The organism is Cyclobacterium qasimii M12-11B, from assembly GCF_000427295.1.
Lineage (GTDB): Bacteria > Bacteroidota > Bacteroidia > Cytophagales > Cyclobacteriaceae > Cyclobacterium > Cyclobacterium qasimii.
Map to the genome: position 1 here is coordinate 21,900 of NZ_ATNM01000091.1, position 23,532 is coordinate 45,431.

Here is a 23,532-nt window from a genome sequence, read left to right on the forward strand (position 1 = left end):
AGGAACCAGCTACATAAAAACTGCGATGACTTCAGCGTGAATGTTCTAAAAACACAAAACATGGCCTAAGAAGTCATGAAGTGATTTCATTGAAAAGTAGCTTATCAAAAGGTGAATGGCCTGGATTTGGATTTGTCTTTTGTTGGGAAATCACCAGGTATAGGCAATGTCACTTCCCCTGTAGCTGCCCATTCCACTCCTCTAGTAAAGGAACTTATAAAGCCAACTCCTTCGAGGGACTCTTGATCATGACCTAAGGTGGTATGAAAAACCTTTCCTTTGCCATAATCTATTACCATAAAAACTGGTTCGTGCTTACCATCCCTATTTTTATTGGTCAAATCCTCTCCGGTAGCTAAAATTGTCATGTTTTTAGCGGGTCCTCTTAACCTGGCATAACACTCATCCTTTGCGGACACCCATGTATCTGGCATTCCGGCAGTGATCGGGTGATTTTCATTTCGGATATTGATTGTAAAGCTATTTTTACTACCATGTGCACCTGCTGGCCCAGCGCTATTGTCCCTAACCAATTCACCTTGTGCATCATAATACACATAAGGGCCATCCTTTTCATTCCGACCTCCCCAGCCTCCAATTCCTATCATTTCGTTATATGCGAGCCATTCAGGAAAAGAATTGTCAGCAGCATGAACGCTTACAAACCCACCACCTGAACGAATAAATTGCTCGAATTTTTTCATTGTTTTCTCAGGCCATGGAGCAGCTTTCCATCCAAAATTAGAAACGATGACATCATAAGCTTTAAAATTTGGACTAAAATCTGGATCAGCTTTTGGTTCTTTTAAATCCTCGGTTTCCCCAATTCCAGCCATGCTCAAAAACGCGCTGTTCTCAGCCCCATTCCAGGTGTATTTTGTCCGTTCAATTGTGACCTGAAAAAGACCAGTTTCTTCCAATTGGCTTTTCATCATCAAGCTTGTTTTAGGCCAATCCGTATGATTGTTTTGACCATCTATTATCAGGACCTTGATTTTATCTTTTTCTGTAGTTGCATGGGTATATTGAGTCAGAATGGTCAATACCATTAAAAATAAAGTTTTTAAGAACATAACTATAAATGATTGTTTAGGTTATAATACCGACCACTTAAGTCGGGAATGAATCAATGCTAAAATTGGTCGTTCAATGGCCCAGTTAGGAACGTGGTTTTTATCAAACCTAGCCTTTGTTTTCTATTATTAAAGCCCTCAGTTAAAGGTCCATTGACCAACCTCCCATTTGGGGCAGGACTTTTCAAGGACATGATAAGGAATCCAATTTACTAATCTAAAAAATATTTAATAAATAACAGTCACTTTGACAAAAAGGGGACTGAAACTCAAGTATAAAATATTGCAATCCAATTATTAAAAAATAGCAAATGAAAATTACGACTACGACCCTTATTTTAAATTACATCATTAGCATCACAAATATTCTATCTTTAAAATCCCGATGGGACAGTTTACTTTTTTCTTCTTGCTAAATCAGCTCAGTTCTTAAAATCAAGCCTTTGAACTATTCTATTAAAATCGCCTCTTTAAGTTTACTCACCTCTTCTTTTAATTCCAAAAGTTCTTGAATTTTCTCCTCTTGATGTAAAATATAGAGGGTAAGTTCCTCTATTTTCTCAAGCAACTTGGTATTTATCTCACTTAAATTTAGGCCTTCCTTTATCACTTCCTCTTTATTGGGGATTCCAGGCAAATGCCCATTTTCATCTATAAATAACCTTAGTTGATCAAGGTCCATTAGAGGATAATCTGCATCGAAAACATAATCAGCCCAAGCATCCATGGTAATGTTTACTTCCTCTGCTTGAACTTTACCTTTAACTAAAATCCCCCCACTATTAAATTCAGCCTGCAATTTATTATTAGAATAACCTCTGATAAGCCAACTGACCTTGGAGCCGTCATTCTCATATTGGCGGATATATTGCCCACTATTATTTGAATTAATTTCTGTATAGTCAGATTTCGTACCCATAAACTTCCCAGCCCCTGCTACTGTAAGCTTATGAGTGGTATTGGAAGTCCCTACGCCAACTCCCTTTTCTGATATTGAGAAAATGGGGGTTTTGGCACTTCCAAAATAAAAATCACTCCCTCCTTGATCGTACCATACTTGATTAAATGCCCTTGAACCACCGCCCCACTTCCTGTACCTTGTTTTCAACCCAAAATCATTTGGCCCTATTGCAACACCTCTTCCGTCTGCATTACTACCTTGAATAAATTGAGCAAACTCATCTCCCCTTATGTCTAATATCCCTCTCAATATAGTTCCTCCCACAACCTCTAATTTCACTATTGGTTTCAAGGTACCTATACCTATATTTCCATTTGAATCAATTTTATTAGTGGATTGACAAACTCCATATCCACTCATCAATACCAATGTAAAAACTAAAGAGTACCTCATATTATAATCAAGTTAGATCACCACAAAAGATTCTATATGTAAAGAAAAAAGATTAAAAAAGAGCAAACATCAATGATACGATATTAGATCAAAAAATAATACTTGATTAATATATAAAATAATTTAAAAAATTCCTAGCCTTATTGTCCAATAAGCTAAAACATCCAGAATAAAAAATGCCTGTTATCAAAAAAAATATTAATCTAAACAAACTTATACCACACCTACAACTACGCTCCATTCTCTAATGTCCCAACTTTCTACAAGGCCATTTTTAACATAAGGATCTTCTTTCACAAATGATTCAACAGCACTTACGATTTCGGATCTAAAAATTAAAACCGCTTTGTCTGTAGGTCTTGAAAGTGCTCCTCCCATTAATAAAAGGCCTTTTTTATAAAAATCATCTGCAAGTTCCAAATGTTCTCTTCTATAATCCCCTCGTCTGTCCATGTAATCATCGACCAACAAATAAGTTAACATATAATACTTCATAGTTGTATTGTTTTCATTACCCTTAAATTATTAAACACTATCAAAAATGTTTTTATTTATTTCTTATAAATTTTAAGAAGTCAGAACCTAAATTTTTATATTTTATATGGGAGATTCTCATGCATAAACTATCAGCTACTACCACCACAATTCACACTTCAAATCAACAAATTACAGCTTATATAAATAATGTAAAGAGGGGATATTCCTTATTAACTAACTATAAAATCTACTACCATCCTTTCTCCTATTCTCTCTTTTTTCTTGTCACTCGTCAACCTAAATCCTAACCGAAGTCACCCTAAAACAAGAGGAGATCACCCAGTTAATAAAATCAAATAACTAAAGCTTATTCACAATAAAATAAACGTCCCAAACAACTTCTATTCTAGAATTTTCATCAAGTTTTAAAAGCTTGAACCTTGATTTCTATGGTATCCAACTTTCAAATAAAAACGTCTAACAAATGGAAATGAAAGGTTCAAGTGTTTGATATCCGATAGGAAGACTAATCAAAATCCGAGCCGATTTCAAAGATACCCTGCAATTTTAAATGGTCTGCGCATAAGCATGTTTATGGGGTTACTATTTGGCTTATATAAGTTACCCTATTGTTTAGCTCCATCTTCTCATTGCTAGCTATTTTACTATGGCCAACCGAGAAATTTCTGAACCCAATTAAACGTCTATTTCATTATTCACGACAATAATAACCTGCAACTTTACTCCTATGATGTAAGTGGATTCATCATCGATACTGATTATTTGGTATGAAGCAAGTACCAAGGGGGTCGAAATTTGGGTGGGTATTGTGGCGATCTCAACAGGCATAGATTGCAATAACCCCGGGATTTTCGCAGAATATTGCGACTATTTCAACAAGATGTTCAAAACCTTCTCGGCAGCACACTTGGTGAATTTCGCCTATTGAATAGCTGACGAATAATTAATACCAATTGTAAATTAATAGGGATTCAATTCCTACATAATCTATTCTCTATTAACGTATTGGAACCGGAAATACAGCCAGGCTTTCTTCACCACCTTCGCTTACTGCCTGAACAGCAAAAAAGTAATTGTCCTTTGAGTAAGGTATTTCAATAGCTGTGTCTCTGGTATAAATTTTCTTTTCCCACATAGATGAGCTGGTTTCTCTCATCAGCACATAATAGCCTACTGCACTGCCAAAGGCTGGTGGCATCCAGGTAAGCTGGGTATTGTTAGTGAGTTCACTTATCACAATCCCTACTTCTCTGGGAACGGAGGGTGCCCTTACCAAGCTAGTCAGGACAACCAGGTTTGCTGCTGTGTTTTTTCTCAGGTATTCGAAATCAATGTGTTCAACTTTATCGCCATAGGCTACACCGTCTTCTACTCTAATGTCTTGATGCTGCTGGGTATAATTTTCATTCATCTCGCATAGGCGTACCGCCGTAAACCCTTCCCTGGAAAAAGGAGTATGGTCTCCTCCACGTAAAAAACGATCATTTCGGTACAGCAATTTGATTTCCAGATGATCTACATACCTTTCACCCACTTCTTTAATATACCTCGCAAGTTGCCTTGACTTGCTATCATTTTCAGCGTTCGTCTGCCTTCTCATGGATGCCATTTCATCGGTTTCAAACAATGGAACACCTTCACTAAAAACCCTAAGCTTGGTATTGTCACGAAGATGCGTACCATTCGAACTACTATTCCCTATCATGTCATTGTTTATCATGGCGACAAGATTCCAGTTTTCGGCTTTAGCCTTTTTGGCCAAATGAGTAGCGCCTATCAACCCTTGCTCCTCTCCAGATACTGCGACAAAAACTATAGTGGATGGAAAGGATTGGCTGGCCATGATGCTTACCATTTCTATCATGGCTACTACTCCTGAACCATCATCATTGGCTCCAGGGGCATCACTTTCCATATTCATTATGTCAGACACCCTACTATCAATGTGGCCACTAACCACAAAAACCCTGTCATCCTTTGGATCGCTTCCCTTGAGTGTCGCCATAACATTTCCCATCCTGATTTCCTGAGTCACCCTTTTCCCATCTGAGGCAATTGTGAAATAATCAATCTTTGAAGAAAGTCTACCCCCAGATTGGGATTCAAATGAGCGAAATTTATTCAATACATATTGCCTTGCCGCTTCTATTCCTCGCTCTTCCGAGTCCTGGCTGAGCGAATGTCGTGTTCCAAATTCCACTAATTCATACAAGTATTCTTCCAATCTATCGGATGATACCTCATTGGCCATTTCAAAGATTTCCGGATTACGTTGTATCGTCGTTACTTGAGTAAAGCTTGTATGCGAGCAAAATAAAAAAATAAATACGTATAAAATTCTCATTTGAACCTAATTTTAATTTGACCTAAACCGTATAAAAAACAGCCTAAAACATAACAATGCCATTGCAATTAAGAAACAGCAACGGCATAACTAATCCCGAAGTGATACATTCACTTTATAATAAAACTGTTTCAGATTTCGGGTCAGGAAATGGGATATACCAAGCCGCCGCCTTAGCCACTCTCCTTCATAGATTTAATTACTCCTTTTGGTAACAAGGTTGAAATAGTAAAAACACCTAAATCAAAATGCAATCAGGTCAAATTTTCCTTGAAGAAATCAATGGTTCTCCCCCAGGCAAGTTTGGCTGCCGCTTCATCATATCGTGGCGTTGAATGATTGTGAAAACCATGGTTAACCTCTGGATACATAAAAGCCGTATAGCTTTTATCATTTGCCTTCAATGCTTCCTCATAATCAGGCCAACCGGCATTCACCCTGGTATCCAGTCCTGCAAAATGCAATTGCAAAGGCGCTTTTATATTTGCGGTTTCTTCTGCTGTTGGTTGACCTCCATAAAAAGGAACCGCAGCAGAAAGATCCGGAACCCTAACAGCCATCATATTAGATACCCATCCCCCAAAGCAAAATCCTACTACCCCTACTTTACCTGTGCATTGTTCATGCGCTTTCAAGGTTTCAAAACCAGCGATAAAATCCTGCAACATTTCCTCTCTATCTCGTTTTCCTTGCATCGTTCTACCCTCATCATCTGTACCAGGGTATCCACCCATTGGTGACAATGCGTCAGGAGCCAAAGCAATAAACCCATCTAAAGCGGCTTGACGTGCGGTGTCCTCAATATAAGGATTGAGCCCTCTATTTTCGTGTACTACCACTATCCCAGGCAATTTACCTGATGCATTTTTTGGACGGACAAGCAGTGCTTTCATTTTACCAGCACCCTTTGGTGAATCATAGGTGATCGTCTCCTCTACAAGACGGGGGTCCAATTCAGAAAACCGACTTGTTTTGGCGTAATTCGGCATTAAAAATCCCATTATTGCCGCTACGGTTAAACCTCCTACGGCAAATTTAGAAAGTCGACTAACAAATTCTCTTCGCTCTATCCTACTGTGCGCATAATCATCATATAGGTCAAAAACTTCCTGGTCAAGGTCCTCTTTTTTTAGGGATTTCATGGCTTTATATCTTTAGGTTATAATAAATATAGCGAAATATGGATTTAAGTTGTCAATTGATAACTGCATAAACATCCATTGGTTTACTATTAAGACTGAACAATGGCAGTGATCTCACTTAGTATGAAATAGTAGGGTTCAATTTTGACAGTTTGTTAAGCTTCAATTAACTTTTTTTAGTTAGAAGATTCAATATAGAAAATATTACAGATAATTATTTCTTTTCACCTGCTCTACAACGTTTTAACGCCATACTAAATTAGAAGTTACGTTTATCCATTATCAGGTTGTGGATAAGCTTTTAATAAAAAAAAGTTAGGTTGACAACATTAACAAAAAATGTTGCCCCAATAGCAATACAGACAATATGCATTTTAGTCTGAAACCAGATCACAGTTTTCGGTATCCAATTCAGTCTCTATGGTGAAATGTTTGAAATGGTATTTTTTCAAATGTGCTTTCGCTTCATTTTTCACCTCCAATATATTTTCAAAAGTCGTGATTCGTTCAAGTTTTAAATGAGTAGAAAAAACATGGTGTTCCCCTTCCAAAGACCAAATATGGGTATGGTGTAGCGACTGAACGTGGTCTATGGCTAGCAGTTCTTTTTCAATTTCCACTAAATCGATTTCCTTTGGCACTCCTTGCAGAAACACATACAAGGTTTCCTTCAATCTACCGACCACTCCCCAAAGAATATAGGCCGTTATGAGCAAGGAAAGAGCTGGGTCTAGAAAAGGGATATCTTTAAAATTCAGGACAATGGCTACGATCATAACCGCAACCCAACCTAAAACATCTTCAAGTAGGTGCCAGGAAACCACTTTCTCATTCAATGATTTTCCACCACTCATTTTCCAGGCGGCATAACCATTTACCAGAATACCAACAATCGCAAAATAAAACATCCCTTTTGCATCAGTCGGCTCTGGGTTCAACAAACGACCAAACGCTTCACTAATAACATATATCGACCCTCCTATCAACACGATGCTATTGATGAGTGCACCCAAAAGCGAAAACCTGGAGTATCCAAATGAGAATTTTTTATCTGAGCCCTGCTTTGATTTTTTATCCAAATACCAAGCAGACCCCAACGCAAGACTATCTCCCAAGTCATGCACCGCATCTGAAATGATTGCAATACTATTTACGTATAGACCTCCAAAAATTTCTAGAATGGTAAATCCCAAATTTAGAAAAAAGGCTACTTTAAGGTTTTTGCCAGATTGATGGTGGTGATGGTGTTCTCCCATGATTAGTCTTTATCAAGCCAAAAAAGGATTCATATTTGTGTTTAATTTACCCCAAATAAGTTAGAAACTAAATTATTTCAAGGTGAATTAGAATGCTTGAGTCAATAATTAACTCAAGCATTTACAAACAGGTATAAAAGGTAACATCCACCTATTAGCAAAATTAACCAAAGTATGCTATAGATCGATTAAGTGATAAAGCAGCTAAAAAGACTGGTTTAATTGCGTTTACAATACTGCCTGAAGGAAACTGGAAAGTGTTGGATGATCTGTGTTAAAAGGAATTAACCTGCAATTCAATTTCATTTTTACCAGGAGAAAGCCGAATAGATCCAAAACGGGTATTGACCTTTTCACCATTAAGTGAGATGGCATCATTGGCACTGTATTTTAGAAATAACTCCGCAGAAACATTGGCAGGCAAATCAAAAACATAGCGTTGCAAACGATTATTAACTTTTTTGTAAGAAGCATTGACCTTTCCTGTAATGAATGGAATCGTTATTTCGGTCGATGTCAAACTTCCCAACTGGGGCCTTATTTTTAATAAGGTGGCCCCTGGTGTTTTGGGCTCGACCCCCCACATTTTGCGGGCAACAATGTTTCCAGGTACAGCTCCCCAAGCATGGTTCCAATCTGAGTTAGGCTTGTATTTCATGTCCCATGCTTCCAAAGTGACCGTAGACCCAATGGCAATCATGTTCCACCAACTACGATCGTGAGTGGCAGTCATCAACTCAAGCGCATAATCCGCTTCACCTGCATTGTACAAACCATCCATTAGGTATTGAGAACCGTATACACTACAAGCCATACCTCTTGATTTAATAAAGTCTACAACTGCTGCCACATTTTCTTCCGGCACCATATTAAAAGCCAAAGGCATCATATTGGCATGAAGGGAGGAATGCCCTGCTCCTTCACCATCAATATATACTCCGGTATCGGGATCCATCAATTTTTCATTGACTGCTTTTTTCACTTTAATGGCCATTACTTCATATTCTCTGGCTTCATCATTTCTATTGAGAAGACGAGCGAATTCACCCATTATTTCCAAATTACGGAAGTACAAGGCATTGATCACTGTATTAATTGGCGTGAATACAAAACCATCCCGCTCTCCTTCTGCCGTTGCTAACTTCCAACCCGTATCCTTTTGAGCTGGTGGCCAGTCAACAATGTCTTTCATTTTGATTTCCGGATCCTTGAATCCTAGTTTTTTCATAAACGCTGGAGTAGCATTTGCTGAGCTAACCAACCCATCTTCCCTCGCCAATTCCATCAGCGTTTTGTGCTTTAACTCATCATAATACTTTTCTATAAGTTCGGTATTACCTGTATACATGTAATCCTCATAAAACATCAGCGCCACATGCAATTGCCATTCAGTAGGCCAGGTAGGGTTTTCCATGAAATATTCAATTGTCCTTCTGGCAATTGGGTACTCCCAATCCACGGCATAATGACTAAGCTGATTGATATAAGCATCTGCTTCATAGGGGATTCTTTCCCGGTCTCCATCTACATAAATGCCAGCAAAGGATGTCGCCTTCATAGAATATTTGCAAAGGTCCCATACCTGATTCAAAATCGTATCTGAACTGCTGAAACTACTTTGGCTGTCATCGAAAAAGCTAAAGTAAGCCTGTTGGGTAGGCATTTCTGGTTTTTTAGCTGAAACTATTTCTGCATATCGGAACGGAAGCAATACAGGAAAACTATCCGGAAGTGCAACGGCTGCTGGACCGGTATTGCGTTTATCCTTTGGTAAATCCAGAACGTATTCTGTTTGGCCAGGCACTACCTTAATCTCTAATTCCTCAAACCTAATATTGCCCTGAGGTTCAGAATTTATCCTGCCGTCTTTTAATTGTTCACCTATCCTTACTTTGATGGTTTCCTTCTTTGTGTTTGGGTAATTAAAAGACATGGTTGCAAAAGCGGCTTTACCAAAATCAACTAACCAGGTATTGGTGGCCACTTTTTCCACAGATTTTGGAGAAATCTCTTCCAACTCAAAAATGTTGGCTGTGGTAATGTAATTGTCAGTTCCACCTACTTGAAAACTTTGACTCTCTGAATACCTTCCTGTTCGATTGTCTTCATCCCAAATCCTCACCTTCCAGTAATAGGTTTGATCCTCGATGAGGCCAGACCCCATATAAGCAATATCAGAGACTTTACTATCGATTACTTTTCCACTGTTCCATACATCACCAATATTTTTTTTACTCTTTTCAGCTGAACTGCTAACCAAAACCTGATAGGCAGATTGGAAGGCTAAACCTTCAGGAACCTGCCATCCAAACTCGGGGCTTCTATCAGTTATTTGTTTCCCTGAAGGACGCCTGACCATTTCTATATGCATGTTCACCGGTGCTGCAGTGCTATTGTTTGAAAACCGGGATGTCATCGCATCCAATGTTTTGTCAAATTGCGCCACCTTTGATGCGTACCGTGGATCATTTAACAGGTTATTTATTTCCATCGGGTCTTCTGCAAGATTGTACAGCTCTGCTATAGACTTGTCATTGATATATCGGAAATATTTCCAGTCTGCTGTTCTGAGTCCTTCACTTGGTGGTATATTTTCAAAATCCCATAAATGTTCAATCAAGACCGTATCTCTATTCAGTTTTTCTCCTTTGATCACTGGAACGAGGCTTTTACCTTGATAGCCTTCAGGAATATCAAGTCCTGCCAAATCCAATATGGTGGATGGAACATCCACATTGGCAGCCATTTCTTTAGAGTCTGTCTGTTTTTTTAACCTTGGGTCCATTACAATCAACGGCACCCTGACTGAATTATCATAAAGCAACCATTTACCCGCTAGTTGCCGTTCTCCTAAAAAATAGCCATTGTCTCCCATTAAGATGATGACAGTATTCTTATCCATCCCTTTGGCCTTTAACTGCTTCCTGATTTTGGCAATTTCCAAATCTATACCTGAGATCATGCGGTAATAACCTTTTACGCTATGCTGGTATTTCTCAGGCGTATCATACCTCCAGGTCCATCGCAGCCTATTAAAACCACTTTTAACTATCTCAGGTTGGGCATCAAAATAACGATCCTCAGATATTTTTGCTTTTGGTATAGTCACCCCATCCAATAAAGGTGCGGTCTCGTCCTGCCAGAAATACTGTTTTTCGGCTGAGTCATGCGCATGAGGAGCACTGAAAGAGAGAGAAAGGCAGAAAGGCTGATCAGCATTTGCCTCATCAATGAAGTCAAGTGCTTGCTGTCCTGTGTAGCGTGTCAGGTGCACAGTATCCGTTCCAATGGTCTTGTAATAATAGCCACGGCGGTCTGAAAACTTTCCGTTTCTATCGTAAGATTCGAAGGAATCAAACAGTCCATCTAAATCTTTATGGTTAACACCGAACTTGCCAAAAAACCCAACATTGTAACCTGCTTCCTTAAGCAATTTGGGATAGGCCGTTTGCATGTACTCGGATTTTATAGGACCTGTTTGGAAAGTGTAGGCATGACTTCGCTCATATAGGCCTGTGAAAATAGTTGCCCGGCTGGCCGCACATATAGGCGTAGTTACCAAAGCATTTTGGAAATAGCTACCCTCCTCAGCCAACTTATCCATTTCAGGAGTATGGATCAGGTCATTGCCTGCATAGCCTAGGGCATCCCACCTTTGATCATCCGTGAGGATAAATATAATGTTGGGACGTTCGTTTTGAGCTTTACTTTGGAAAGAATTGAAAACATTGATGGCTAGCAAGAGTAGCACAAGTCTTGTAGTAATGGGATACATGGGATTAGAATTAATGAACGATAAATGTACTATTTTTCGATCACATAGCCATACTGTACTTACCTGCAAGAAGATAAATTTATCCCATAACTACCCCCTACGTAATTGGCTTAAACCTATTTCAATAGCCTTAAGCCAATGTAGCGTTCCATTGAAGTAGTAAGTAATCAAATACTATAAATCTTATCCCAACCACCCAACAGTGACCTTTATTAAAGCTCCACAGATTTTTTATGGGGAAGACGCCCTATTTTAAAAAGTATTTACTTCTTTTTGAATAAAGAATCCACGAATTCTTTTCTGTTAAAAACCTGCAGGTCGGTCATTTTCTCCCCTACTCCAATGTATTTAACAGGTATTTTAAATTGGTCAGAGATACCAATTACTACTCCACCTTTGGCTGTTCCATCCAATTTAGTGATGGCAAGCGCATTAATTTCTGTTGCTCTGGTAAACTCTTTGGCTTGAATAAAAGCATTTTGCCCTGTAGAACCATCCAAAACCAATAAGATTTCATGAGGAGCTTCTGGAATGAATTTTTGCATCACCCTTTTGATTTTAGTGAGCTCGTTCATTAGATTCACCTTTGTGTGCAATCGTCCCGCGGTATCTACGATTACCACATCTGCCTTCATTTCCACTGCCTTTTTCACAGTATCAAATGCCACTGAAGCGGGATCGGTATTCATCCCATGAGAAATTACGGGCACATCCACACGCTCCCCCCACAGAATCAATTGATCTACTGCCGCGGCCCGAAAAGTATCTGCAGCGCCAAGCACAACAGACTTACCTGCTTGTTTGAATTGGTGAGCCAATTTACCGATGGTGGTAGTCTTACCTACGCCATTGACACCAACTACCATAATTACATAAGGCTTTTTATCTGTTGGTAGATCGAAACCACCAAGGTCCTGGGTATTGTTTTCTTCTAAGAGGCCTGCAATTTCTTCTCTAAGTAAAAGATCAAGTTCTCCGGTGCTGACATATTTATCTTTGGCTACCCGTTCTTCAATTCTTTTAATAATTTTAATCGTAGTATCTACACCAACATCAGATGTAATGAGAATTTCTTCTAATTCATCTAAGATTTCATCATCAACCTTTGATTTACCTACAATGGCTTTCCCTAGTTTCGAAAACAGGTTTTCACTGGATTTTTCCAGTCCCTTATCTAAACTTTCTTTTTTCTCTTTAGAAAAAAAATCAAATATTCCCATAATTTTTTTAATTCTGAGTCGAATATACGCAAAAATCCCTTTCGATAGGAACCGAAAGGGATAGTAAAAGTTTTTGTTCGCCTTGTAACCTTATTTCTTCAGGACTTCCTGAACCATTTGGCTTGGCACCATTTCTTCTTTAAAGGTATAAGCTCCAGTTTTTTCAGATCTAACTGCCTTAATTACCTTGGCATAAGTCACGCCACCTTCTTTTTTCAGTGTTGCTACTACTTTCTTAGCCATAATATTATCGTTTTACCCTTGGGTTGTGTGATTACTTGATTTCCTTGTGAACAGTCACCTTTTTCAAAATAGGATTGAATTTTTTAAGTTCCAACCTTTCTGTAGTGTTTTTTCTATTCTTAGTGGTTATGTACCGGGAAGTCCCAGGCATACCGCTTGTTTTATGTTCAGTGCACTCTAATATCACCTGAACTCTATTACCTTTCTTAGCCATTTCCTTTTATTTTAATATTGGTATGGGGCAAGTCTTATTTAATAATAATCTCCCCTTTTTTCTGCGCTTCTTTTAATACAGCGCTGATTCCTTTTTTATTAATCGTTCTCAATGCTGAGGACGACACTTTCAAAGTGATCCATGCGTCTTCTTCAGGGATATAAAAGCTCTTCTTATGCAGGTTAGGGTAAAATCTACGCTTAGTTTTATTATTGGCGTGTGATACGTTATTTCCTACCTGAGGCCTTTTTCCAGTAATGTCACAAATTTTTGCCATGATATATATGTATCCAGTAATGATTGACTTTTTTCAATTGGGTTTGCAAATATCGGAAGATTTCATTAAATAACAAAAGTGTACCCCATAATTATTTAATAAATCCCTGCGCTCCAAGTTTTTGGTTTTGATTCATGATTCCAAAACCCTTTTATTATATTTGTCAAACAGGGCAATTGCACTGCAAATATATATTTTTAATGAACCATAAAAGAGATCCAGAATGAAGGAGATCAGCTCAAGTCAGGAAGCCATACAACTAGAAAATAAATACGGTGCACACAATTATCACCCATTGCCGGTGGTCCTAAAAAAAGGTGAAGGAGTGTACCTCTGGGATGTTGAAGGCAAAAGATATTACGATTTTCTTTCGGCCTATTCCGCTGTTAATCAAGGACATTGCCACCCTAAAATTAAAGAAGCTCTCATCGAGCAGGCTGGAACCCTTACCTTGACCTCAAGGGCTTTTTTCAATGATATTCTAGGGCCTTACGAAAAATACATCACTACTTATTTTGGTTTCGACAAGGTGCTTCCAATGAACACTGGAGCAGAGGCTGTGGAGACCGCCATTAAGATTGCTAGAAAATGGGGCTACGATAAAAAAGAGGTTCAACCACATCAAGCAAAAATAATTGTTGCCAAAGAAAATTTTCACGGAAGGACAACAACTATAGTGTCTTTTTCGACAGATGAGGACGCGCGAAACAATTTTGGCCCTTACACACCAGGTTTTATTCAAATTCCCTACAACGACATAGACGCACTCAAAGCGGTATTGACAAACAACCCTGATTGCGTTGGTTTCTTAATAGAGCCCATTCAAGGGGAAGCAGGAGTAATCGCTCCTGACGAACAATACATGAAGGTGGCGAAAAAACTTTGCCTGGAACACAATGTATTGTTAATGGCAGATGAAATTCAAACTGGCATTGCAAGAACTGGCTCCTTATTGGCTGTTTGCGGGGACTGCAGCTGTGAAGGCCATTGTGAAAAACAGGAAACTTACGTAGAACCTGATATCTTAATTTTGGGCAAAGCACTTTCTGGAGGTTTCTTCCCTGTTTCTGCCGTTCTAGCCAATGATACAATAATGGAAGTTTTGCATCCCGGACAACATGGCTCCACTTTCGGAGGCAACCCTTTGGGCGCAAAAGTAGCCATCGCGGCATTAGAAGTGGTGAAAGACGAAAAGCTGGCACAGAACGCCAGACGTTTAGGGAAAATATTCAGGGAACGCATGGAAAAGCTAATCACAAAGACCAATCTGGTCAAACTTGTGAGAGGCCGAGGCCTTTTAAATGCCATAGTAATCAATGACACAGCCGACAGTACTACTGCCTGGGACATTTGCGTTGGTCTTAAAGATAATGGGCTTCTTGCCAAACCCACTCATGGTAATATTATTCGCTTCGCTCCTCCTCTTGTAATGACTGAAGAACAATTGGATGACTGCTGTAACATCATTGAACGTACCATTTTAAATTTTGAAAAACCTGCAAGTCAAAAATGAAAAATCAAGCAGTAATCTTCGATATGGATGGTGTAATTTGTCACACCAACCCCTTCCACTCTGAAGCTTTCAGGGTGTTTTTCGGTAAAAGAGGACTTAATCCTACGGAAGAAGAATTTGAAAAACACATGTACGGCAAAAGCAATAAGTACATTTTCAACCATTTCTTGGGAAGAGAAATCTCTGGAGAGGAATTTACAAACCTGGAAAATGAAAAAGAGGGGCTTTTTAGGGAGATTTATGCCGATCAGATCGTAACCCTTCCTGTTTTCCTTCCTTTTTTACAGGACCTTAAAAACGAGGGCTTCAGAACTGGCGTAGCCACTTCCGCTCCAAGAGCCAATCTTGACTTAATTATGGGAGCATTGAAATTTGCTCCTAAAATGGAGTCAATTTTAGCCAGTGAAAATGTTAAGAACCATAAACCTGACCCTGAAGTATACCTTACTTCAGCTAAGTTGCTAGATGTAAATCCGGCAAATTGCCTCGTTTTCGAAGATTCATTTTCAGGAGTCTCCGCTGCAATCAACGCCGGAATGCGTGTAGTAGGTGTGCTTTCCTCACATACAAAAGAAGACCTCCCTCCTTGTCAATTGTACATCAATGACTATTCAGAGATTGATATACAAACTGTGGAGAAACTTTTACAATAAGGAAAACGTCATATGCTTACCTATTATAGGAGAGCGATTATTTACACCAATACTATTAAATACCTAACCTTAAAACAAAAGCCATGTTGAGAAGGCCCAGAAGAAATAGAAAATCCCCAGCCATTCGTGCGTTGGTTGAAGAAACCAGACTATCCGTCAAAGACTTTATTCTACCCTTATTTTTAATTGATGGAATCAACCAGAAAGTACCTGTAAAGTCTATGCCTGGAATAAATCGGTATTCCTTGGATCAAATGTTACTAGAAATTGAAAGCTGCCTTAAATTAGGCATCACTACCTTTGATATTTTTCCGGCATATACCGAAGACAAAAAAGATCGATGGGCAACAGAAAGCCATCGGGAAGACACGTTTTATTTAAAAGCACTCTTTACCATTAAACAAACTTTCCCTGAAGCATGCATCATGACAGATGTAGCCATGGACCCTTATAGTATAGACGGGCATGACGGGTTGGTTGAGAACGGGAAAATCCTGAATGATGAAACCCTCGAAATTCTGGGCAAAATGACACTTGCACAAGCAAGGGCTGGAGCAGACATCATAGGCCCCTCGGACATGATGGATGGTCGCGTGGGATATTTGAGGAAAATACTTGACCAAAATGGCTTTCAAGACGTTTCTATCATGTCCTATACAGCCAAGTACGCGAGTGCATTTTACAACCCCTTCCGTGACGCACTGGACTCCGCTCCTAAAGCCGGAGACAAGAAATCTTACCAAATGGATCCTTCAAATAGCCAGGAAGCATTGATTGAAGGGCAACTGGACTTTGATGAGGGAGCAGATTTTTTAATGGTAAAGCCGGCCCTGGCCTATCTGGACATTATAAAATTACTACATGACAAATTCCCCTTACCAATTGCAGCTTATAATGTAAGTGGAGAATATGCCATGATCAAAGCCTCTGCTGCCAATGGATGGCTGGATGGAGAAAGAGCAATGACAGAGTCCCTACTTAGCATAAAAAGGGCAGGTGCAAAAATCATATTGACCTACTTCGCTAAAGAATTCGCACTCCTTAAACAGTAGCTTTTGTTTTAAAATCATCAATAACTTGGTGTTTTTATTACAAAATGACTCACAACAACATGAATTTTATAAATATTAGGTAATTATTTCATCTTTTTTTAAAAATAATTGAAAATAAATTTAATATTGAAATAATACCAAAACTTACCCTAGGCCCCAAAACCATCAAGCCATCACTTATTTAAAATAAGTGATGGCTTTTTTTGTTAAAATCTATTTTTTAAAGATGAACTAATTCATTCTACCATAGATTAATTTAACAATTATACAAACAACAAACTTATACTTACTTATTAATATAGGTGTTAATACTACCCTTTAATATATTTTAAAACACAATAAATCTATTTTATTGATTGTTTTTTACCTCATTTTTGTAATTTTTACACTTATTTAAATTTTATGAGTTGTTTTTTGACTATTAATTTCCTAAATTTGTTTCAAATGAAAATAAAAGTAAAAATTCAACCTGTAACCCTTTAACTCTAGGTTCTTTATGAAAAACATTTTACCACCTTTATTACAAGTTAGTTCTAGTGGAATTGACTACGCCGATGCAATCGCTCAAAACCTCCTCACAACAAACAATGTTTGGATGATGTTGGCTACGGCACTTGTATTCATTATGCACCTTGGTTTTGCAGGTGTAGAAGCTGGCTTTGGCCAAGCAAAAAACACTGTGAATATACTTTTTAAAAATACCGTCACTCCTATTATAGGTATTTTGACTTATGGCCTACTTGGATTCTTCCTTATGTATCCAGGATTTGACGTTCCAGGTTGGTTCGGATTTGACACTGCAGGTTGGAGCATGTTTTGGTTTAGCCCAGCAAGTGCTGATGTAAGTACTGAATATGCAGATGCTGGCTATACTTATTGGACAGACTTTCTTTTCCAAGCTATGTTTGCTGCCACAGCTGCTACTATTGTATCTGGTGCGATAGCAGAGAGAGTAAAACTTTGGGCTTACCTTATATTTACTGTAATCTTTGTTGGCATCGTATACCCTATTATAGGAAGCTGGAAATGGGGCGGAGGCGCCTTGGATGCCATGGGCTTCTATGACTTTGCTGGTTCTACATTGGTTCACTCTGTAGGTGGCTGGGGAGCTTTAGCAGGTGTTATCTTGGTAGGTCCAAGAATCGGGAAATATGTGAATGGCAAAACAATGGATAAGCCAGGATCTAGTGTTCCTTTGGCCGTAATTGGTGTATTCCTTCTTTGGTTAGGATGGTTTGGTTTCAATGGAGGTTCTGTACTTTCTGCTGATCCTGGATTAGTGTCTTTTGTACTCGTTACAACTTCACTTTCTGCTTGTGCAGGTGGTTTAGGTGGATTCTTCGCAGCCTATTTTGCTTTCAAAAGATTGGACCTGGGAATGGTATTGAATGGAATCTTAGCTGGACTGGTTGGGATCACAGCAGGAGCTGATGTCATCAATCCAATTTACGCACTATTAATTGGATTTATTGCTGGAATATTGGTAGTGATGTCTGCGCTGTTATTAGACAAATTAAAGCTTGATGATGTAGTGGGTGCTGTTTCTGTCCACCTTACTTGTGGTATCTGGGGCACTTTAGCTGTAGGTATATTCTCTACAAATCCTGATCACAACTTTTTAACGCAACTAGCTGGCGTTGCAATTTGTGGCGCTGCTGCTTTCTTCTCTGCTCTTGCCATATTCTTTGTAATGAAGAAAACTATTGGAATTAGGGTTTCTAAAGAACATGAAGTATCAGGACTTGATAGTCATGAGCACGGAATCAGAGGTTACACTATCATTTATGATGAATAAGTAATCTCTCTTAGCTTAAAAACAGGATCCTGCTTTTTTAATAAAAGGATTAGAAAAGCAGGATCCATTGATTCTAACCAAATTTTAAAATTTAATCAAAATCCAAAATGAAAAAATTTTATTCAATTTTAGCAATCCTATTTTTATTGCCAGTTACATTTATCCTGGCACAAGAGGAACAAGAAACCCAATCAGAATTCTCCCTTTCGGGATCCGTTGATGCTTACTTTAGAAGCAATATAAATGCACCTAACAAAGGTGATGCGGCCCAATCGCCAGCAACATCTTTTGGCAACCTGCCGGGTTTTTCTTTAGGAATGGCGAATATTATCGCGACCTATGAAGGTGAAAAAGTAGGATTTGTTGCTGACTTGGTATTCGGCCCAAGAGGTGAAGACGCAGTCTTTGGTTCCCCACTTTACGCTGGCGGAATGGCAGGTAGCTCTCAAATCATAAACCAGCTTTACATGTATTACAATGCTAGTGACGCTGTAACGTTTACTCTTGGTAATTTCAACACTTATCTGGGTTACGAGGTTATCTCCCCAACTGGAAACTTCAATTACTCTACTTCTTACATGTTCTCCTATGGACCATTCTCTCATACAGGACTTAAAGCAGACTTTCAACTTTCTGACAATTGGTCTTTAATGGCTTCAGTCATGAATCCTACTGATATGACAGAATTAAACTTCTACGGTTCATACACCTTAGGTGGCCAACTGGCATACACTACCGATGCTGGAGGAACTTACCTAAACTTGCTTTATGGAGACCAGGACGGCAAATTAGAAATGAACACTTTATCCTCCTTTGGTCCTAGCTCAATGGGAAATACCTTTCAAATCGATTTAACCGCAGGATATGATTTAACAGAATCTTTATATCTAGGGCTTAACACAACTTATAATACCACTGCAGCAGGTCAAATGTACAATGGCTCAGCCATACAAGATGCAACCGGTGATGGCTATGGTTTTTACGGTGTAGCTGGTTACTTGCAATATGCTACTTCAGATAAATTCTCTCTCGGAGCAAGAGGAGAGTATTTCAAAGTTTTTAATGATGGATTAGATGGTGTTGTTGGTTTGGACGGCGTTGGTGATGGCAGAGTATTGGCAGGCACCCTGTCAGGAAATATCAAAATCACCGATAACTTTACTATTATTCCAGAAGTTAGAGCAGACCTGATGTCTAGCAATTTCTTCATCAACAACGATTTTCAAAGCACTAAGAATTTAGCTTCATTCTTGGTTGCAGGAGTGTTCTCCTTCTAGAACAAAACAATTGACAGCGACAAAACGCCATGGTGAAAATTTCAACCATGGCGTTTTTTTATGCATATTCATTTATAGCGAACAATGAATTATCATTCAAAAATACTGTAGGGTTTCAAGGTTTCTGATCTTTCAGCAGAAACACACTAAACGTGGTTCCTACACCCTCCTTACTCTTCACACTAACACTCCCCCCAATACTTTCTATTTGGTTTTTAGTAATAAATAAGCCGATACCTCTAGAGTCTTTATGTCTATGAAAGGTTTTGTACATACCAAACAGCAATTCACCATTTTTTTCAAGATCTATTCCTAAACCATTGTCTTCAAATCTGATTTCGAAAGTTTCTTTATGCTCTTTCGCCTCTATTTTTAGGTAACTTTCCCTTTCAGGCGACCTGTATTTTATGCCATTTGTGACAAAATTTAAAACGATACTTTCAATATATGCAGGGATGCCTGCAACATAAAGTTCATCGGAAACTTCATTAATGAGTTCCACTCCTTCCTGTTTGGCCATGGGGCAAACACTTTCTATGGTTTTACTTAAGATTTTAGACAATTCAACCTGCTCATAATCTACTGACTCATTTAAATTTATATTTACAATTTCAGTCAAGTGTTCAATGGTTTCGGAAAGGTTAATACCACCCTTTTTGAGCAAGCTAATAATTTCCATTTCAAACAAATCAGGGTGCTCAAACTCTAATAATTCAAGCAGCATGTTCATTCCCGATGAATGAGACCTTAAATTATGTGACACAATGTGCGCAAAGTTTTTTAGCCGTTCATTCTGGTCTTGAGTAGTTTTCAGTAGTGCCGATATTTGATTTTGCGCACTTCGGAGAGCTGTAATATCTATAAGTTGAGAAATAAAATATAAAATTTTACCTTTTGAATCTCTTACTACGGATACTGCCAAAATAGCAGAAATCTCATGTCCCAATTTATGAATGTACCTTTTTTGAATTTGATAGGTTTGTCTTTTCCCATCTATAACATCTTGCAGAAAGGTTAAGTCAGATTCCAAATCCTTTGGATGCGTAATGTCTTGAAAAGTTAAATCATTAAATTCTGACTTACTATAACCTAGAATTGCGCATATTTTTTCATTTACATTAAGCCACTTGCCTTCTAATGAAACAATGGCCATACCTATTCCTGCATTTTCAAAATTCTGCTGAAAGGCGTTTAATGAAATGTCTAACTTCTCGCTAACGAGTTTGTGTGCTGTTATATCTTCGGTATACATAATTATACCTCCAATAACATTCCCTTCATCATACCAGGGCTTTACTTCCCAGGAAAGCCATAGTACAGTACCATCTTTTCTAACAAATCTTTCTTCCCTACTACTTTTAGTAGCTCCTGCCAGGCACTCTTGATGTATTTTTTTCCAATTTTCATCCATTTCAGGGAAAACCTCATAATGGGACTTCCCTATCACAGATTTAGCGCCTAAATCATTGTCTGACATCCATTTGGAAGAAACGGCCAGGTATTTTATTTCTTTGTCAAACATAGCAATAGCAATGGGTGCCTGAGAAATAAAAATAGCTTGCTTTTGAACCTTAATTTTAGAGAAGTTAATATCCTGATGTGTACCAAACATTATTTTTGGTTCGCCATTTTCTGACCAGGTTAACACTTTCCCCCTTGCCTGAATCCACTTTCTGGATCCATCTTTATGCTTCATTCTAAACTCACACTCATAATAGTCTGTCTCCCCTTCAAAGCAAGCTTTTAGTTTTGAATCGGCAACTTTTAAGTCTTCAGGATCCATAAGATCTTGCCATGTTTGCAAATTTATGGGTTCTAATTCACTTAGCTTATACCCTAAAATTTCTGCCCATCTTTCATTAAAAATGGTTACTCCTGTCTCAACATCCCATTCCCAAGTACCAAGATTTGTTCCCTGAATCGCATATTTAAACTTCTCCTGTTCTGCTTCCCAATTAAGTTGAGCAATTTTCTTACTGTGTATGTCTTGAAAAGTCCCGTAAACCCGTACAGGTTTACCCCCAACAAATTCAGCTTGACCAAAGGCCCTTACCCATTTTTCTTTTTTCGTATAAGTAATTAGAATTAGGTCAAGCTCAAAGGATTCTCCTGTAGCTAATGTATTCTCAAAGGCCTTCTTTATTGCATCTCTGCATTTACCCTCCTTATAGAAGTCAATGGCTCCTTCCATTGTTGGTTCAAAATGGTCAGGCACCTCATGTATAAGTCGAGTTACCTCATTCCATTCTGGTATACCTTTTTCAAGATTTATACTCCAATACCCGATTTTAGAAATGAGATTGCATTGATGGTGAAATTTATCTTTCTCTAAACTATCTGTTAGATTTTCAACAAAAAAGACAAATTCACCCATTTCAGTTGCCTCCGAATCAGTTATTAAAAACCCATTAAGCCTTATGGTAAGTAATTTCCCGCTTTCTGATTGAAGTTTAACAATATGCTTTAATGCCTCTTTTTTTTCTTGCCGATCCTTTTCTAAACATAGTAAAAATTCATCTTTATCAGGGTTGGACATCAAATCAAATAATCCAGGGAATTGCACTTCCTTACCTGAAAAACCGAGGGTACCAATAAGACCCTCATTGCATTCAGCCGTCCATTCTCCTATTTTTTGAATAGCAACCATCCCATCACTGTATTGGGACCGTAAAAAATTGAGTAGATCCGTCTTAGTGGTATTATCAAAAATAGATGAAGGTATCATTTGCTTTGATTGAAGGGTTTTAAGGCACGTAAAATTGATTCCAATAGATTCAGCAACTTATTGCGTCTATTTTAATTTGGGAAATCTGGAATTGCCTTAAAAATATTCTCAAGTGAATAAGAAATAAATGATTTACTATACGTCAATTATAGAGACAAAACACCCATCAAGCTACAAATTAATCTGTTTTAATACACAATAAAATCAGCTATTGATGCAGAAAGCATTAAAAGAAATATAAAATGCAAAATTAACGGAATGGAAGAACTCATTAATCCCGTTGTCGAATAGCTCGTTGTAGAAACAACTCCATATTGAGGTAAATTGTTAAAAAAACAATAATTAAATCCCTTGATTAAAACAAAAAAAGTGAGACTCCCATTGTCCTGGGTAGCGCTCACTTCGTTAATATCACAATATACAACAACCAATTTATCACATGGTAAAACACTCCCTATGAGGCATTTAAAAAGCCCAATGCTTCATCCTTTTTAAAGGATATTCAATAGCTTTTATAGATCTTCTTCTCTTTCTAGCATTAAAATAGCACTTTGAGGGACGATAAAATACTTTTCACCTTCATACATCACTTCAAAGGAACCATTTACCAGAAAAACAGCTAGATCACCTTCTTTTGCTTGTAAAGGGATATATTTGACATTTTCACTTTGGTCTTTCCAGGGCTCATCGTCCTGTACCGGAAGTGGAATTGGGTAACCCGGCCCAGCTTTTATGATATAACCTTGTTGTGCTTTTTCTTTTTCTTGAACCCCAGGTGGCAAATATAAGCCACTGGATGTTTTTTGATTCGGCTTCTTCAATTTGATAAGTAGCCGATCACCAACAATAATCAAGTTCTTAAGTTTGTTATCGGATGTTAATTGCATGCCGCTATATGTTTAAGGCTAATGGTATTGGAACAATAATCCTACCCGCACTATGGAACTCTAATAAAGGCTTGGATTCAAAAAAATCCAAATTTCCAAAACCATACCTTCGCACAGATTGGCTAATTAGATTATTGAGAAATGATGTCCATTAAGGCAATTATTAGTACTCCATTTTGCCTATGGTAGAATGAATGAAAGGTACAATAAAAAATAATGGCATCTCCGACAACC

At 38.3% G+C, this 23,532-nt stretch carries 18 protein-coding genes; 5 read left to right on the forward strand and 13 right to left on the reverse strand.

Annotated elements, in window-relative coordinates:
* Positions 1-104: 104 nt before the first annotated feature.
* The 11 genes from ADICYQ_RS08820 to rpmB all read right to left on the reverse strand — a co-directional run bounded on the left by ADICYQ_RS08820 (position 105) and on the right by rpmB (position 13,396).
* Complete coding sequence (locus tag ADICYQ_RS08820; protein ID WP_020888563.1) at positions 105-1,049, reverse strand: ThuA domain-containing protein; 945 nt, start codon at positions 1,047-1,049, stop codon at positions 105-107.
* A 472-nt stretch (positions 1,050-1,521) separates the two neighbouring features.
* The gene (locus ADICYQ_RS25890) at positions 1,522-2,427 is read right to left on the reverse strand and encodes a hypothetical protein (RefSeq protein ID WP_051160158.1); all 906 of its coding nucleotides are present in this window, start codon (positions 2,425-2,427) and stop codon (positions 1,522-1,524) included.
* A 213-nt stretch (positions 2,428-2,640) separates the two neighbouring features.
* Positions 2,641-2,922 carry a YciI-like protein gene (locus ADICYQ_RS08830; RefSeq protein ID WP_040415325.1) on the reverse strand — a complete coding sequence of 94 codons (282 nt, stop codon included), beginning with the start codon at positions 2,920-2,922 and terminating at the stop codon, positions 2,641-2,643.
* Between the two features lie 1,000 nt (positions 2,923-3,922).
* On the reverse strand, positions 3,923-5,269 hold the full coding sequence (locus ADICYQ_RS08835; protein ID WP_040415328.1) for a M28 family metallopeptidase: 1,347 nt from the start codon (positions 5,267-5,269) through the stop codon (positions 3,923-3,925).
* A gap of 254 nt (positions 5,270-5,523) precedes the next feature.
* On the reverse strand, positions 5,524-6,411 hold the full coding sequence (locus tag ADICYQ_RS08840) for a dienelactone hydrolase family protein (protein WP_020888568.1): 888 nt from the start codon (positions 6,409-6,411) through the stop codon (positions 5,524-5,526).
* 374 nt (positions 6,412-6,785) lie between these two features.
* On the reverse strand, positions 6,786-7,667 hold the full coding sequence (locus tag ADICYQ_RS08845) for a cation diffusion facilitator family transporter (RefSeq protein WP_020888569.1): 882 nt from the start codon (positions 7,665-7,667) through the stop codon (positions 6,786-6,788).
* A gap of 274 nt (positions 7,668-7,941) precedes the next feature.
* Positions 7,942-11,442: a sulfatase-like hydrolase/transferase gene (locus ADICYQ_RS08850; protein WP_020888570.1), complete on the reverse strand. Its 3,501-nt coding sequence runs from the start codon at positions 11,440-11,442 to the stop codon at positions 7,942-7,944.
* 263 nt (positions 11,443-11,705) lie between these two features.
* On the reverse strand, positions 11,706-12,662 hold the full coding sequence (ftsY, locus tag ADICYQ_RS08855; RefSeq protein ID WP_020888571.1) for a signal recognition particle-docking protein FtsY: 957 nt from the start codon (positions 12,660-12,662) through the stop codon (positions 11,706-11,708).
* 90 nt (positions 12,663-12,752) lie between these two features.
* Positions 12,753-12,905, reverse strand: coding sequence for a DUF4295 domain-containing protein (locus ADICYQ_RS26700; protein WP_020888572.1), 153 nt, complete (start codon positions 12,903-12,905; stop codon positions 12,753-12,755).
* 31 nt (positions 12,906-12,936) lie between these two features.
* Positions 12,937-13,119, reverse strand: a complete 183-nt coding sequence (gene rpmG / locus ADICYQ_RS08860) for a 50S ribosomal protein L33 (protein ID WP_014020702.1) — start codon at positions 13,117-13,119, stop codon at positions 12,937-12,939.
* Positions 13,120-13,153: 34 nt separating this feature from the next.
* A complete protein-coding gene (gene rpmB / locus ADICYQ_RS08865) occupies positions 13,154-13,396 on the reverse strand; it encodes a 50S ribosomal protein L28 (protein WP_014020701.1) in 243 nt (80 codons plus the stop codon).
* Positions 13,397-13,619: 223 nt separating this feature from the next.
* On the opposite strand from rpmB, the gene rocD reads away from it, so the two are divergent.
* The 5 genes from rocD to ADICYQ_RS08890 all read left to right on the forward strand — a co-directional run bounded on the left by rocD (position 13,620) and on the right by ADICYQ_RS08890 (position 19,686).
* Entirely contained in the window at positions 13,620-14,909 is a 1,290-nt protein-coding gene (gene rocD / locus ADICYQ_RS08870) for an ornithine--oxo-acid transaminase (protein WP_020888574.1), read from the forward strand.
* Entirely contained in the window at positions 14,906-15,562 is a 657-nt protein-coding gene (locus ADICYQ_RS08875; RefSeq protein WP_040415334.1) for an HAD family hydrolase, read from the forward strand. Before rocD ends, ADICYQ_RS08875 begins: the two co-directional genes overlap by 4 nt.
* An 83-nt stretch (positions 15,563-15,645) precedes the next feature.
* On the forward strand, positions 15,646-16,614 hold the full coding sequence (gene hemB, locus ADICYQ_RS08880) for a porphobilinogen synthase (protein ID WP_020888576.1): 969 nt from the start codon (positions 15,646-15,648) through the stop codon (positions 16,612-16,614).
* 496 nt (positions 16,615-17,110) lie between these two features.
* Entirely contained in the window at positions 17,111-18,409 is a 1,299-nt protein-coding gene (locus ADICYQ_RS08885; protein ID WP_020888577.1) for an ammonium transporter, read from the forward strand.
* 107 nt (positions 18,410-18,516) lie between these two features.
* Positions 18,517-19,686 carry a porin gene (locus ADICYQ_RS08890; RefSeq protein ID WP_020888578.1) on the forward strand — a complete coding sequence of 390 codons (1,170 nt, stop codon included), beginning with the start codon at positions 18,517-18,519 and terminating at the stop codon, positions 19,684-19,686.
* 115 nt (positions 19,687-19,801) lie between these two features.
* Here the strand turns inward: ADICYQ_RS08890 and ADICYQ_RS25895 are convergent, their stop codons facing one another.
* Positions 19,802-22,411 carry a PAS domain S-box protein gene (locus ADICYQ_RS25895; RefSeq protein WP_051160159.1) on the reverse strand — a complete coding sequence of 870 codons (2,610 nt, stop codon included), beginning with the start codon at positions 22,409-22,411 and terminating at the stop codon, positions 19,802-19,804.
* 512 nt (positions 22,412-22,923) lie between these two features.
* A complete protein-coding gene (locus ADICYQ_RS08900) occupies positions 22,924-23,298 on the reverse strand; it encodes a co-chaperone GroES (RefSeq protein WP_040415337.1) in 375 nt (124 codons plus the stop codon).
* Between the last annotated feature and the right edge of the window lie 234 nt (positions 23,299-23,532).